The sequence below is a fragment of the Specibacter sp. NPDC078709 genome (assembly GCF_040686795.1).
In the GTDB taxonomy this organism is placed as follows: Bacteria; Actinomycetota; Actinomycetes; order Actinomycetales; family Micrococcaceae; genus Specibacter.
This window is the reverse complement of the sequence record NZ_JBFBLU010000003.1, coordinates 243,686-257,342: the sequence shown is the minus strand read 5'-3', so window position 1 is coordinate 257,342 and position 13,657 is coordinate 243,686. Positions and strand designations below refer to the sequence as shown.

The window sequence follows — 13,657 nt, the reverse complement described above, 5'->3', positions numbered from 1 at the left end:
AATACGGCGCGGTAGAGTTGCCCCGTGAAGGAAAATAGTGGCGTAGAGGGCAGCACTTTTGATTTTGAGCAGTTGCGGAGGTTCCCTGACATTGAGGCGGAGAATCTGTTCGCTCACGACGCCACTGACGAACTGATCCTGCGGGAAGCCGTGGCTGCGCTGGAGACGTCCGACGGCGGACACCTCGCCGTGGTCGGAGACCGGTACGGGGCGCTGACCTTGGCTTCCGCAACGGTCCACGGACTCGCGGGCCTGCGGGTCCATCAGGATGGGCTCTCCGGTGAGCAGGCACTAGCCGCTAACGCTGAGCGGGCCGGCCTATCCGGGGCGTACACCTCGATGGCACTCGGGCCAGAGCTGTTCGCCAATGCTGCGGTGGTGTTGTGGCAACTGCCACGCAGCCTTGAAGAGCTGGCCGAAGTAGCCGAGCTGATCAGCGCTCACGCCGCCTCAGATGTGCAAGTTTTTGCTGGCGGTCGTATCAAACACATGACCCTGGCCATGAACACGGTTCTGGCGCAATACTTTTCATCCGTCGTCCCCGGCCGGGCCTGGCGCAAGTCTCGCCCGCTGACCTTGGCTGGCCCTCTTAGGGAGGCAACGGCGTCGAGCTTTCCGAAGCGGGAATTCCACGCCGAAGCCGGGCTCTGGCTCTGCGCCCACGGGGCAACATTTGGTGGCACCAAAATTGATGTCGGCACCCGATTCTTGCTCGAATTCATTCCGGAGATGCGCCCAAACGCAACCGTGGCCATTGATTTGGGCTCCGGTAACGGCACCATCTCCGCAGTGTTGGCGAAGGCGCGGCCTGAGCTGGCCGTTATCGCCACAGATCAGTCGGCTGCTGCGGTGGCCTCCACGGAAGCGACAGCAGCAGCTAACGGCCTCAGTGATCGGATCGAAGCGGTCCGCGATGACGCACTGGCCGGATTTGCCTCCGACTCGGCTGGATTGATAGTTCTCAACCCGCCCTTCCACGTCGGGGCCACCGTGCATGCCGGGATTGCGCACAAGCTTTTCGCCGCGGCCGCCCGTGTGCTGGCCCCGGGAGGCGAGCTGTGGTGCGTCTACAACCGTCACCTTGACTACAGGGGAGCCCTGGCCAAAGTGGTGGGACCGACCCGCGTAGCCGGACGGAACAGCAAATTCACGGTCACCGTTTCCACCAAGGCTCAACCGCCCCGAGTCTGAACCACGCAGGGACTGTATCCACAGAGACTGTATTAGAAAGCAGAACCCAAGTGCCACAGCCCGCCGTGGCGTGCACAACTCCCCGCCCGCAGCGATGTAATCTGACAGCTGAGGAATGGTTGGGGGACAGTATTACGCAGGCTGCTGGCAAACAACAGCAAATGATCGTCTCAAGGAGAAAATGTTGGGTGTTCCCGAGATGGTGGTGCCGCAGCGCCGCCGCGGCACAAATCTTCCCAAAATGGGGGATTTCAACCAGGCCGTAATCCTGGATTCCATCCGACGCTCCGAGGAGGGGCTCAGCCGGGTTGAACTGGCCGCCTCAGCAGGATTGGCTGCACAAACGGTGTCCAACATTTGCCGCCGCTTGCTCGATGCCGAACTGATCATGGAAGCCGGCAAGGAGACCTCAGGTCCCGGCAAGCCGCGCACAATCTTACGGCTGAACCCCCAAGGCATGTATGCCATTGGTATTCACATTGACCCGGCACTGACCAGCTACGCCTTGTTAGACGCCGTGGGCACAGTGCTGGTCTCGATTGATGAGCCCACCGATCTTTGTAGCACGCCGGAACAGGCAGTCGCCGCGATGGGCGCACAAATCCGCCAGATCATTGCCGAATCCGGCATTCCTGAGCAAAGGGTTGCAGGGGTTGGTGTTGCTACCCCTGGCCCCGTGGACGCCAGCAGTGGAACAGTGGTTGACCCGCCGCATATGACCGGCTGGAATAGGGTTCCCCTCCGGGACCTCTTGCGCGAATCAACGGGGCTACCAGTGGTCATGGACAAGGACGTCACCGCCTCTGCCGTGGCCGAGCTGTGGGCCGGAGCCGATGCGAGTGCAACAGACTTTGTGTTTGTCTACATTGGCACGGGTATCGGCGCCGGTTTGGTGCTCAATGATGAAGTGGTCCGCGGCGCCTCGGGCAACGTGGGCGAGATCGGACACATCATCACGGACCCCGACGGGCCACCGTGCGATTGCGGCCGCCGAGGTTGTGTCAAGGTCACCTGTATGCCTGAAACTCTGGTGGCACAGGCTCGGGCACTAGGCGGACTTCCTGCGCTGGCCGAAGGGGCCGTTCAGTCACTTCCGGAGGACATGGCAGCACTGGCGGAGGCCGCTGCAGCTGGGAACACGGCGGCTCAAGACGTGCTGGCACAATCTGCCCGACGGCTGGCAGGTGCAGTGTCGGTGTTGACTAACCTGTTGGATGTTGACCGGGTGGTTTTTGGTGGTCCGTTCTGGCCCGCTCTGGCACCCACCTACCTAGCCCAGATGCCGGCTCTGCTGACTCACCTCAGCGTCACGGACAGTGTTCATTCGGTGGATGTTGTGGGCACCATTGTGAACTCAGGGGAGGAAGCCTTCGGCGCGGCCTGCCTCGTCATGGAAAATGCGTTCAGCCCCAAGGCCGCCCAGCTGTTGTTGGACTCCAAGATCTAGTCCGGTAGTCGGGAGCCGGTACGTGGCGCGAACCAAGTAGCCGGCTGAGCCCGGTGGCCACGAAAAACTGACGCAGCCAGTGTGGCCAGCTGCGTCAGTTCATTCTTACCGTCGTGGAGGAGAGAACGGATCAGTCCGTTCCCTCCACGATCTCGCCAAAGGGAATGGCAGGATCTGTGTGCGCCTGAAGTACATGGGGAGTGCGAATGATGCGCACCCCATGATTCTTCTCGGCCACTGATTGCTGCAGCACGGGTCGGACGGTGGCAATAAAGTCCTCGTCTTTACCTTGCAGATAGGCTTCATACACTGCTGGCAACTGGCTCATGATCCTTACTGTAGTCCGCACCGTGCTTCCCTGGACAGGGGTGCATGGGAAGTTCTCCCCATTGCGCAGTCGCACTAGAATGTATGGACTGGTCTGTAGGATCATCCCTGACCCGTGTCCTTCGAAAGGCCCCATCACCGTGTTATCAACCAGCGTGAGCCCGACCCTCGACCAAGCAGAGCTGGCTCAGGCGCAGCAGGTGATCGGCAATATTTCCCGTAGCTTTGAGCACAAAGTGGTGGGACAGGCACGCTTGCGTGAAACACTTTTGATCTCCCTGATGACCGGCGGTCACGTCCTACTGGAATCCGTGCCGGGCCTGGCCAAGACCACAGCCGCACAAACTCTGGCCGAATCCGTCAGCGCCTTGTTCCACCGAATTCAGTGCACCCCTGATCTGTTGCCCAGTGACATTGTGGGAACCCAGATTTACGACGCCGCACAGGGCACCTTTGTCACTCAGCTGGGACCGGTTCACGCCAACATTGTCCTGCTGGATGAAATCAACCGTTCCAGTGCCAAAACGCAGTCAGCCATGCTTGAGGCCATGCAGGAACGTCAAACCACTATTGGTGGTCAGGTCCATCCGCTGCCGCAACCGTTTATGGTCATGGCTACCCAAAACCCTATTGAGCAAGAAGGCACCTACCAACTGCCAGAGGCGCAGATGGATAGGTTCATGCTCAAGGATGTGCTGGATTACCCCAGCCCGGTTGAGGAAGCTGAAGTGATTCGTCGCATTGATTCCGGGGTGTTCCTGGCCGCAGCAACACCGGGACCGGTAGCTAGCCTTGCGGACATTCGAGCTTTGCAGGACACCGTCAAAAAGGTGTATTTGGACCCGGCGCTGATCAACTACATTGTGGGCCTGGTCTACGTTACTCGCCACGCCGGCCAGTACATCGACCCAGCTCTGGCGAAGCTCATTGAATTTGGTGCCAGTCCTCGTGCCAGTATTGCCTTCACCCAAGCTGCCCGTGCCCTGGCACTGCTGCAGGGCCGCGACCATGTCATCCCCGAAGACATCAAATCGTTGGCCGATCGCGTGCTGCGGCACCGCATCATCATGGGCTTTGAAGCCGTGGCGGAAAACGTCGGCGTCGAAAAGGTGATCGCCGCCATCGTTGACTCAGTTCAAACGCCGTAGCCTGCTTATGACCACGTTGTTGACAGGTGTCAAAGCCAAAATGTATATCTTCGCCCACCGCCGTGCCCGCGGTGTGCTCGACGGCGAGTACGCCTCCATTTTCCGGGGCCGCAGCCTAGACTTCGATGACCTCCGAGACTATGTGCCCGGCGATGAGATCCGCGATATCGACTGGAAAGCAACGGCACGTGTAGGGACACCCTTGATCAAACGGTACGTCGCCACCCGCAGGCAGCAAGTTCTCTTTGTGGCCGATACCGGCCGCAATATGGCGGCAACCTCTCGCGGCGGTGACATCAAAAAGAACATTGCCGTCATGGTCATGGGCGTCATGGGTCTGCTGGCTACCCGGCATGGTGACTCCGTGGCGCTCGTTTACGGCGACGGTGGCACCACCTCCGCGTTGCCAGCCAAGGGCACCGAAAGTCATGTGGAGAATTTGCTGCGCCAGATGGACGGGGCCTCCTTGGCCCGCGGCTCCAGTGATCTGTGTGCACGGCTGGAATATGCAGCCTCCCACATCAAGACCCGCACCCTCATGGTGGTGATCGCCGATGAAGTCACTGCCGACGAGCGCTTGGCCAAGGTGCTGCGCAGACTCAAAGCCCAGCACGAAATCCTGTGGGTGGAAATTGCTGATGCCGTTCTGGCTGGAACTGACGCGGTCCACAGCGCGCACGGCACAGGAACAGATGTTGAGGGCATGGCGCAAGTGCTGCTCCTGCTCGCTAGCGAACCAGAGCTGGCCCGAAACTACGCTGACGCCGCCGCCGAACGAGCCCGGGGATTGGCCGAACTCTTGAAGTCCAACGGAATTGCTTCGAGCAGCATTGGCGCCTCAGCGCAGGTCATGAAGGAAGTCTTCGCCCTGTTGGAAAGGCATCGCCGTGCCCGCTGACGCGACGTTTTATGCACCCATCGGGTATTCAGTGTGGTGGCCCCTGCTGGGGGCGGCCCTGCTGATCTTGTGTGCTGGCACGGTGGCTTGGATCTGGATCGCCACCAAACCGCGAGCAAGCGCTGGGGTACCCCTGTTTGTGGCACCTCGGAACCCATCAAGTGTTAAGCAAAAGTACTGGGCGCTGATCGATGACATTCAACACCGGCACGACGCCGGCCAACTGGATGGGCGCTCAGCCCACCTTGAGCTGAGCCTCGCTGTGCGCACCTTTGTGCATGAGATGACAGGACTCAAAACTCAGCGGATGACCCTCGCTCAATTGCGAGAGCACCGGCTACCGTTGGCCGGGGACGCTGTGGAACGGTTTTATCCGGCCGAATTTTCACGGGTGGGCGAAGCCTACTCCGTGCCGGATTCGGCGCAGACAGCACGGGAGGTGGTGGCTCAATGGAACTGAAATTTTGGTGGCTGCTTCCAGTGGGGCTCGCCATCCTTGCAACCGTTGTGGTGCTTTTGTGGCGTCGGCGCGAGGAAACTGGCCTAGAGTTGCCGGTCGCCCACGCCGAACGGCTGACTGCGTTACCGGCTTATCAGCGCGCTGTGCGACGGCGGCGAAAGTGGCTCACCACCGCCGTGGCCGCCGTGGCGGTGCTGGCGGTGTCGCTGTTGGTGGCGGCTGCTCGGCCAGTGACCGAGCGCACCAGCATTCCCGAACAACTCAACCGGGACATCATCTTATGCCTGGATGTGTCCGGTTCCATGCTGGACACTGATGAGGCCATTGTCACCGTGTTTGCCAAGTTGGTGGAAAAGTTCAAGGGTGAACGGATTGGCCTAACCATCTTTGACTCCTCAGCTGTCACCGTCTTCCCGTTGACAGATGATTACGACTTCGTCGCCGAAGAGCTCAAGATTGCCCAAAAGGCTCTCAGCATTGACTCTTCGTCCTTTGAATATTTTGCTGGTACCTACGAGGCCGCTGGTTCTTCCCTGATTGGTGATGGATTGGCCAGCTGTATCAATGGTTTTCCTGCCGTGGGGGAGTCGGAGCGGTCTAGATCGATCATCCTTGCAACGGACAATCTCTTGGCGGGAAGACCGCTGTTCAGTTTGGCTGAGGCGACCTCATTGGCCCAAACAGCCAAGATCCGTATTTACTCTCTGAACCCCAACGACTATGGGACCAGCACGTTCTTTGGCAACGCAGCAGACGGCCTGAAAAAGACGTCTACGGCCACCGGCGGCGGCTACTTTGCTTTGGAGTCTGAGTCCGCAGTTCCCGAGATCGTTCAAAAAGTACAGACCACAGAAGCGGCCTTGCTCAAGGGTGCGCCGCAGCGCACCATCTTGGATAATCCGGGCTGGGCCTTAGGGGCTGCGCTGTTATCCCTTCTGGTCCTCGGGGCTGCGGGCTGGAGGCTCCGGCGATGACACTGCTCCCAATTTTGCCGCTCTGGCTCTACCTTTCTATTGCCGTCCTGCTCCTGGCTGGCGCGGTCACCCTCCTCATAAAGGGAGCCACCGCCGCCCGTTGGCGTTTTGCCGCCTTGGTGGTGCTGGTGTTGGTGGCCGGTGCCCGCCCCGGACTAGTGGGCGCCTCCGCCCCAGTGGCCAACACCGAGCTCAATGTGTACTTTGTGGTTGATGTGACACCCAGCGTCGCTGCCGAGGACTACAACGGAACGTCTCAGCGCCTTGAGGGCATGAAGAGTGATATCGCGGCTCTCGCCACCGAACTGGCCGGGGCACGCTTCTCCCTCATCTCCTTTGACAGCACTGCCAAGGTCACGTTGCCGCTGACCACCGATGCCACGGCACTGCAGACCATGACAGAGGTGCTTACCCCAAAATCTGCCTTCATCTCCAAGGGCAGCAGCATCAGTGTGGCGAACCAGTTGCTCGGGCAAAGGCTGGCCGCCGCGGCGGAAAGTCACCCTGAACGGCCCCGCCTGGTGTTTTATCTGGGGGACGGCGAACAGACCGCCGACGCTGCCCCCGAACCGTTCAAGGACAATACCGAACTCATCGACGGAGGTGCGGTGCTGGGCTATGGGACCGCCAGTGGTGGAAAGATGCGCGAGTACAGCTTCAGCAGCGATAGCCCCGGCCCCTACATTCTGGACAAGGCGGCCCAGTACAAGCCGGCCATCTCCAGCATTGATGAAAAGGCGCTAGCGGATATTGCCGCTGAGCTCAACGTTCCGTATGTGCACCGGGAACAGCCGGGGAACATTGCCGCGGCGTTGGGAAAGTCGGCGCCGAAGGTCTCCTCCTCAGCTGTCGATGGCATGGACTCCCGGTCTGGGGCGGGACGCATCGAGCTGTACTGGCTCTTTGCGCTGGCCGCTTTTGGTGTTGCCGGGTGGGAACTGCTCTCACTCAACTGCGCGTACCGTCAGTTACTGACCCCGGCCAAGGAGCGCTCATGATGAACCCTCAAGTGTTGGGCGATGCCGTCCAGTCCACAACGTCTCCGGCTGAATCTCGCGAGGCCGCCAAGGCAGAGGCCGCCGCGGTGGTGATCGCTGCCCGGGGCAGGCGGCGTAAACTGCTGCTCATCGCAGCCCCGGCCGTGCTGGTCACAGCTGTTGTAGCCCTGAAGTTGCTTAGTCTGCCACTGGCTGCTGGGCAAGCTGTCTCAGCGTATGACGCTGGCAGCGCCGATGGCACGGTCCGGGCCGGGCAAGCCATGGGGGTGCTGAACCTGGTGGAACGCTACAAGTCTCACTTCGCCGTGGGGGATGGGTATGTGCTGCGCGGGGACTTCACCCAGGCAAAAGAGGAATTTGCCACGGCCTTGGAACTGGTACCGGCACACGAGTCCTGCAAGGTCCGGGTGAATTTGGTGCTCACCCTGGAGAAGCTCGGTGAGGCACAGGAAAAAGCCGGGGACCCGGCGTCGGCCATGGAATTTTTTGCGCAAGGCAGCGAAACGGTGGCTCAAGCACCGCGGGACTGTTTCACCCCCAATAGTCCCAACAACGAGGACGGCGAGGGTGATGCGCTCCGCGAGGCGGCGCAACGCCTTCAGGAGAAGCAAGCTGGGGCCTCTGCCAGTGGCGAAGAGGGCCAAAAAGGTGAGGGCGAGTCTGAGCAGACCCCGCCGCCGCCGGCCAGCAAGATGGAGCAGTTGCAGGAAGCTGGGCAGAAGGCGCAGCGTGAACGCAGCAAGGGCGAGCGCCTCGATGAGATGCTCGAGGAGGATCCGCAACAGCATTCCAAGCCGTGGTGACGGGCGGCCCCAAGGCCCTGCCCCTAGGCCTGCAGGCCGGGTCCTAGCGCAGTCGCCAGAGTGCCGCGCCGCTCGCTGATGGTGCACTAATTTGGCGTAAAGAGTAAAAACTCTTCTAGTTCCGAACAAAAGAAGGGAAATATTCCGTAAAGTCGCGTCGTAATTCGATGGTTGGGTTGCGATGCCGGAAAGAGGGTGCATATAGTGGACGCACGTTAGTTCCTCAACGTGTGTCAGCGACCTTCGGATGAATCGAGGGTGTGGGTGCCCCCATGTGGGTCTGACATTTGCTCGCGGACCAAGCCACTGAATGCGCAATTATGCGTAGCCTGCGCTTGCTTGCCGCTGCTTTCTTCGAAAATGTGATCGTTGCAGCCATGTGGTGTTCTAGAAGCCTGTGGTGGCAACGGCCAACCCATCCTCAAGGACCCCAGCAAATGTCTCCTCCGACCCTGATACAGGTGTCGGCGCAAGCAGCACGCAGCGCGCCGATTGCCCTCTCCTACGAACTTTTCCCACCCAAGAACGATGCCGCCGAGGCCACATTGTGGGACACCATCCGCGAATTGGAAACCACCAATCCGGACTATGTCTCCGTTACCTACGGGGCCAACGGCAGCAACCGGGACACAGCTGTTGAACTGCTCCACCGGCTCCTGAACGAAACCTCCCTCTTGCCACTGGCGCACTTGACGTGTGTGGGGAACACGGCCGATGAACTGGCTGAAATCATCTCTGAGCTGTTGGATCACGGTGTCCGCGGCATCCTGGCTCTCCGCGGGGATCTGCCGCAGACACAGACCGGACCCACTGAACCAAGAGCCGGATCACTGAACTACGCCCAGGACCTGATTGAACTGATTCGCCGCGTGGAACAGCGCCGCTCGGCGTTGCTGTGTGCTGGCAAGGTGGCCATTGGTGTGGCAGCTTATCCGGCACGGCACCCGGAATCGCCCTCCATTGAACATGATGTGGAAGTGTTGTTGGCCAAGCAGCATTCTGGTGCTGACTTCGCCATCACCCAAGTGTTTTTCCACGCGGACCAATACAAGGACCTCGTCACCCGGGCCCGCCGCGCTGGCGTGAGCATTCCGATCATTCCCGGTGTCATGCCGTTGACCAGTCTGCGACGGGTTCAGCGCCTAAGTAACATAACCGGGGTTGAGCCCAGTGCCAAACTCCTAGATGATCTGGGCCGCGCCGATGACGCAGCGCAGAGCCGGAAAATTGGTGTCAAGGCCACCGTAGATCTTGCTCGAGCAGCCTTGGACGCTGGAGCTCCGGGCCTCCACCTGTACACCTTCAACGAGCACGCAGCAGCTCTAGAAGTACTAGAGGAACTCCAACTGCTGCGCCCAGGGCGCCCGTCCGTAGGGCCTCGAGCCAGAGCATCCCGCTTAGTGCGGGCCTAACTTCAGCGCCACATCGCAGCCACTTTTACCTTTTTGTCTTTGAAATCTTTGTCTTTGAAATCTTTGTCTTAAAAATCTAAGGAAACTTACATGTCAAACACCTCTGCATTCCCCGCCGCCTCCCTGCTGGGCTACCCCCGCATTGGCCGCCGCCGCGAACTAAAGAAGGCCATCGAGGGATTCTGGGCTGGCAAGATCGACGCCACCGAGTTGGATGCCGCAGCCAAGGAAATTCAGTTGGGTACCGCCCGCCGTCTGGCCGAGCTAGGCCTGAACGAAGTTGCAGCCATTCCCGGCACCTTCTCTTACTACGATCAGGTACTGGACGCCATCACCCACATCGGCGCCGTTCCGGCCCGCTTCGGTGAACTGCGTAACGCCGATGGCCAGCTGGACATCAACGCCTACTTCACCTTGGCTCGCGGCACGGTTGAGCAGCAGCCGCTGGAAATGACCAAGTGGTTCGATACCAACTACCACTACTTGGTGCCGGAGATTGGCCCGGAAACCTCCTTCTCACTCACCTCAACCCGCGTGGTGGAGCAGTTCGAATACGCTCTGGCCAACGGCTTCGAGACCCGCCCGTACCTGGTTGGTCCCGTCACGCTCTTGCTGTTGAGCAAGGCTAGCGATGAAGCTCCGGCAGATTTCAACCCACTTTCCCGCCTGGAAGACGTTCTCCCGGTCTACGCTGAACTGCTGAGCCGCCTCGGTGCAGCCGGTGCAAGCTGGGTTCAGCTGGATGAGCCGGCTTTGGTGGCCGATCAGGATGTGCCCGTTACCGAAATTCAGGCTGCCGTTGCGCGCAGCTACGAGGTCCTCGGAGCAGTTGCCGGCCGCCCGCAGATCCTTGTCTCCACCCCGTTTGGCGCACTGCGCGAATTGCTGCCCACCTTGGCTGGCGCACCCATCGAGGCTCTGCACATTGACGCGTTCAAGGGTGCCGTACCTTCCGCTGCGGAGCTGGTCTTGCTGGCAGGTAAGACTGTGGTTGCCGGTGTAGTGGATGGTCATAACATTTGGCTCAACGATCTGGCCGAATCGGCTGCCCGTTTGGATACCTTGAAGGCTGCCGGCCTCACGGTCACCGTCTCCACCTCCACCTCCACCCAGCACGTCCCGCATGACGTCACCGAGGAAACCGCGCTGTCGGAAGAACTGCGCAGCTGGTTGGCGTTCGCAGACCAGAAGGTCACCGAAGTGGTGACGCTGGCAGCGCACCTTGCGGACCCGGCGTCGTCCGCTGCCGCCATTGCCCAAGCCTCCGCCATCATTGCCTCCCGCTCCGAAGCAGCAGGTGTCAAGCGCCCCGAGGTGCGCGCCCGCCTGGCCGCCCTGACCCCGGCCGACTTCAACCGCTCCGCCTACGAGGTACGCGAGGCGGCACAACAAGCCGCGTTGGCACTGCCGCCGCTGCCCACCACCACCATCGGGTCCTTCCCTCAGACCGGGGAAATCCGCTCGGCCCGTGCCCGCGCCAACAAGGGTGTCATCACCTCGGACGAGTACACCACGCTGATGAAGGATGAGATCAAGCGCGTAGTTGAGTTGCAGGAAGAGTTGGACTTTGACGTGCTGGTGCACGGCGAGCCCGAGCGCAACGACATGGTTCAGTACTTTGCCGAGAACCTCGAGGGCTTTGACGTGACGGTCCATGGCTGGGTTCAGTCGTACGGCAGCCGCTGCACCCGTCCCTCCATCCTCTGGGGCGATGTCACTCGCGAGAAGGCCATCACGGTTTCGTGGGCCGAATACGCGCAGTCACTGACCAGCAAGCCCATGAAGGGCATGCTTACAGGCCCGGTCACCATTCTGGCGTGGAGCTTTGTCCGCGACGATCAGCCCTTGGGTGACACTGCCAACCAGGTGGGCTTGGCGCTGCGTGATGAGATTGCGGATCTGGAAGCCGCTGGCATCAAGATCATCCAGGTCGATGAGCCTGCCCTGCGCGAACTGCTCCCGCTGCGCCGCGCAGACCAGGGTGCTTACCTGGATTGGTCAGTCAATTCCTTCCGCCTCTCCACGGCCGGTGCAGCAGACGCCACCCAGATCCACACCCACCTTTGCTACTCAGAGTTCGGTGTCATCATCGACGCCATCGATGGACTCGATGCCGATGTGACCTCCATTGAAGCTGCCCGCTCACGCATGGATGTTGTCAACGATCTGGAAGCACACGGCTTTGGCCGCGGTGTTGGTCCCGGCGTCTATGACATCCACAGCCCCCGCGTTCCCGGCCAGGCCGAGGTCACCGAACTGCTCGGCACCGCCGTCAAGCACGTGCCGGTCCGTCAGCTCTGGGTCAACCCGGACTGTGGTCTGAAGACCCGCGGCTACGTCGAGACCGAAGAGTCCCTGCGCAACCTGGTCAAGGCCACCAAGGAAGTCCGCGCCCAGCTCGCCGTCTCCCATACGCACTAGTAGTAGCTTCCCTAGTACTACCAGCGCCACAAGCTTCGCCACCAGCGCCCCGGGCCATCCCATCAGGAATGTCCCGGGGTGCTGTGCTGTCAGTAGCCGAAGTGTATTACCGGCCGGTAACCCCAAGGATCTGAAGAGGGGTAGATTAATGCCATGAGCGTACAAGAGAGCGTGGCGGCGGCCCGGACAGTCTTCAAGAGCGGTGTTAGCAAGCCTCTGGCCTGGCGGCTGCAGCAGCTGCGGGCCATGAACAGCATGCTTGTTGAGCACCTGGACGACTTCACGGCCGCCCTCGCCGCAGATCTCGGCAAGCACCCGGCAGAAGCATGGCTGACCGAGCTGGGCTTTCTCACCTCAGAGATTGCCCACACCATCAAGCACCTCGAAGGTTGGTTGAAGCCACGCAAGGCTCCTGTGCCCTTGGTACTGCAGCCGGCCCGGGCCACGACGGTACTTGAGCCGCTCGGCGTCGTGTTGGTCATTGCGCCGTGGAATTACCCCATCCAGCTGCTACTCGCCCCCATCATTGGTGCCCTCGCAGCCGGCAATACCGTAGTGGCCAAGCCCAGCGAGATGGCGCCCGCCAGCTCGGCCGCGCTGGCCCGGTGGATCCCTGACTACCTCGAGGGTGCGGTGACCATCGTGGAGGGTGGCGTGCCGGAGACCACCGAGCTGCTCGAGGAACGCTTCGATCACATCTTCTACACGGGTAATGGCCGCGTAGGGCGCATCGTGATGGCCGCCGCCGCAAAGCACTTGACGCCGGTGACGCTGGAGCTGGGCGGAAAATCGCCCGTCTACATTGACGAGTCCGTGGACATGGTTGCTGCCGCGCGCAGGATCGTCTGGGGCAAATTCATGAACGCCGGGCAGACCTGTGTGGCCCCGGACTACGTCATGGGTACCGACGCGGCGCTTGCCAAGCTCGCCAAAGAACTGCCGCTGGCCATCGAGGACCTCTATGGAGCTGATCCGGCGCACAGCCTGGCATACGGCCGGATTATCAATGACAGCGCCTTTGCCCGGCTCACCGGTCTCTTGGCCCAGGACCTTGCGGACGACGCCGGATCGGCTCTCGTCAGTGGGGGGAGTTCGGACGCGGGCACCCGCTACATTGAACCAACAGTGCTCTATGTGGACGCCGAGGCGCAGCTCATGGACGCGGAGATCTTCGGCCCTGTGCTGCCACTGCTGACTGTTGGCTCGGCCGATGAGGCTATTGCGTTCATCACTGGCCGGGACAAGCCGTTGGCTCTGTATGTCTTCAGCGAAGATGAAGGCGTCCGGGCGGACTTCATGTCACAAACATCATCCGGCGCCCTGAACTTCGGGGTCCCCGTGGCGCATGTTTCCGTTCCTGGCCTGCCGTTTGGTGGGGTGGGGGAGAGCGGCATGGGAAGCTACCACGGGCGGCTCTCGGTCGAGGCCTTCTCCCACCACAAGGCTGTGCTGGATAAGCCGCTATCCCCGGACACGCTCTCGCTGATCTACCCGCCGTACGGGGCTGTCAAGAAGCAGCTCATCAAACGATTTGTGGCGCCGGCGAAGAAGTCCAAGAAGCCGACGACGGCCTGAAAC

The 13,657-nt window shown here is 60.9% G+C and carries 12 protein-coding genes; 11 read left to right on the top strand and 1 reads right to left on the bottom strand.

Annotation, left to right across the window (positions count from 1 at the left end):
• Positions 1–24 precede the first annotated feature (24 nt).
• On the top strand, positions 25–1,191 hold the full coding sequence (locus tag AB0P14_RS07745; RefSeq protein ID WP_363840018.1) for a methyltransferase: 1,167 nt from the start codon (positions 25–27) through the stop codon (positions 1,189–1,191).
• A gap of 181 nt (positions 1,192–1,372) precedes the next feature.
• Positions 1,373–2,638: an ROK family transcriptional regulator gene (locus tag AB0P14_RS07740; protein WP_363840015.1), complete on the top strand. Its 1,266-nt coding sequence runs from the start codon at positions 1,373–1,375 to the stop codon at positions 2,636–2,638.
• A 130-nt stretch (positions 2,639–2,768) separates the two neighbouring features.
• Here the strand turns inward: AB0P14_RS07740 and AB0P14_RS07735 are convergent, their stop codons facing one another.
• Positions 2,769–2,966 (bottom strand): hypothetical protein, encoded by a 198-nt coding sequence (locus AB0P14_RS07735; RefSeq protein WP_363840012.1) that lies wholly within the window; start codon positions 2,964–2,966, stop codon positions 2,769–2,771.
• 139 nt (positions 2,967–3,105) lie between these two features.
• Here AB0P14_RS07735 and AB0P14_RS07730 point away from each other — a divergent pair, with 139 nt between their 5' ends.
• From AB0P14_RS07730 to AB0P14_RS07690, 9 genes are all read left to right on the top strand, one after another.
• The gene (locus AB0P14_RS07730; RefSeq protein ID WP_363840009.1) at positions 3,106–4,113 is read left to right on the top strand and encodes a MoxR family ATPase; all 1,008 of its coding nucleotides are present in this window, start codon (positions 3,106–3,108) and stop codon (positions 4,111–4,113) included.
• Between the two features lie 7 nt (positions 4,114–4,120).
• Entirely contained in the window at positions 4,121–5,011 is an 891-nt protein-coding gene (locus tag AB0P14_RS07725) for a DUF58 domain-containing protein (protein ID WP_363840006.1), read from the top strand.
• The gene (locus AB0P14_RS07720) at positions 5,001–5,471 is read left to right on the top strand and encodes a hypothetical protein (protein ID WP_363840004.1); all 471 of its coding nucleotides are present in this window, start codon (positions 5,001–5,003) and stop codon (positions 5,469–5,471) included. The genes AB0P14_RS07725 and AB0P14_RS07720 overlap by 11 nt, the downstream gene beginning before the upstream one ends.
• Complete coding sequence (locus tag AB0P14_RS07715) at positions 5,462–6,445, top strand: VWA domain-containing protein (RefSeq protein WP_363840001.1); 984 nt, start codon at positions 5,462–5,464, stop codon at positions 6,443–6,445. The genes AB0P14_RS07720 and AB0P14_RS07715 overlap by 10 nt, the downstream gene beginning before the upstream one ends.
• Positions 6,442–7,443: a VWA domain-containing protein gene (locus AB0P14_RS07710; protein ID WP_363839998.1), complete on the top strand. Its 1,002-nt coding sequence runs from the start codon at positions 6,442–6,444 to the stop codon at positions 7,441–7,443. Before AB0P14_RS07715 ends, AB0P14_RS07710 begins: the two co-directional genes overlap by 4 nt.
• The gene (locus AB0P14_RS07705; RefSeq protein WP_363839995.1) at positions 7,440–8,246 is read left to right on the top strand and encodes a hypothetical protein; all 807 of its coding nucleotides are present in this window, start codon (positions 7,440–7,442) and stop codon (positions 8,244–8,246) included. Before AB0P14_RS07710 ends, AB0P14_RS07705 begins: the two co-directional genes overlap by 4 nt.
• 437 nt (positions 8,247–8,683) lie before the next feature.
• Complete coding sequence (locus AB0P14_RS07700) at positions 8,684–9,658, top strand: methylenetetrahydrofolate reductase (RefSeq protein WP_363839993.1); 975 nt, start codon at positions 8,684–8,686, stop codon at positions 9,656–9,658.
• Between the two features lie 90 nt (positions 9,659–9,748).
• On the top strand, positions 9,749–12,079 hold the full coding sequence (metE, locus tag AB0P14_RS07695; protein ID WP_363839990.1) for a 5-methyltetrahydropteroyltriglutamate--homocysteine S-methyltransferase: 2,331 nt from the start codon (positions 9,749–9,751) through the stop codon (positions 12,077–12,079).
• Between the two features lie 153 nt (positions 12,080–12,232).
• Positions 12,233–13,654 (top strand): aldehyde dehydrogenase family protein, encoded by a 1,422-nt coding sequence (locus AB0P14_RS07690; protein WP_363839987.1) that lies wholly within the window; start codon positions 12,233–12,235, stop codon positions 13,652–13,654.
• The last annotated feature ends 3 nt before the right edge of the window (positions 13,655–13,657 follow it).

Coding starts and splice junctions, on each gene's coding strand:
- AB0P14_RS07715 (WP_363840001.1), top strand. CDS start 5,462: ATGGAACTGAAATTTTGGTGGCTGCTTCCAGTGGGGCTCGCCATCCTT.
- metE (WP_363839990.1), top strand. CDS start 9,749: ATGTCAAACACCTCTGCATTCCCCGCCGCCTCCCTGCTGGGCTACCCC.
- AB0P14_RS07705 (WP_363839995.1), top strand. CDS start 7,440: ATGATGAACCCTCAAGTGTTGGGCGATGCCGTCCAGTCCACAACGTCT.
- AB0P14_RS07740 (WP_363840015.1), top strand. CDS start 1,373: ATGTTGGGTGTTCCCGAGATGGTGGTGCCGCAGCGCCGCCGCGGCACA.
- AB0P14_RS07690 (WP_363839987.1), top strand. CDS start 12,233: ATGAGCGTACAAGAGAGCGTGGCGGCGGCCCGGACAGTCTTCAAGAGC.
- AB0P14_RS07735 (WP_363840012.1), bottom strand. CDS start 2,966: ATGAGCCAGTTGCCAGCAGTGTATGAAGCCTATCTGCAAGGTAAAGAC.
- AB0P14_RS07700 (WP_363839993.1), top strand. CDS start 8,684: ATGTCTCCTCCGACCCTGATACAGGTGTCGGCGCAAGCAGCACGCAGC.
- AB0P14_RS07710 (WP_363839998.1), top strand. CDS start 6,442: ATGACACTGCTCCCAATTTTGCCGCTCTGGCTCTACCTTTCTATTGCC.
- AB0P14_RS07725 (WP_363840006.1), top strand. CDS start 4,121: ATGACCACGTTGTTGACAGGTGTCAAAGCCAAAATGTATATCTTCGCC.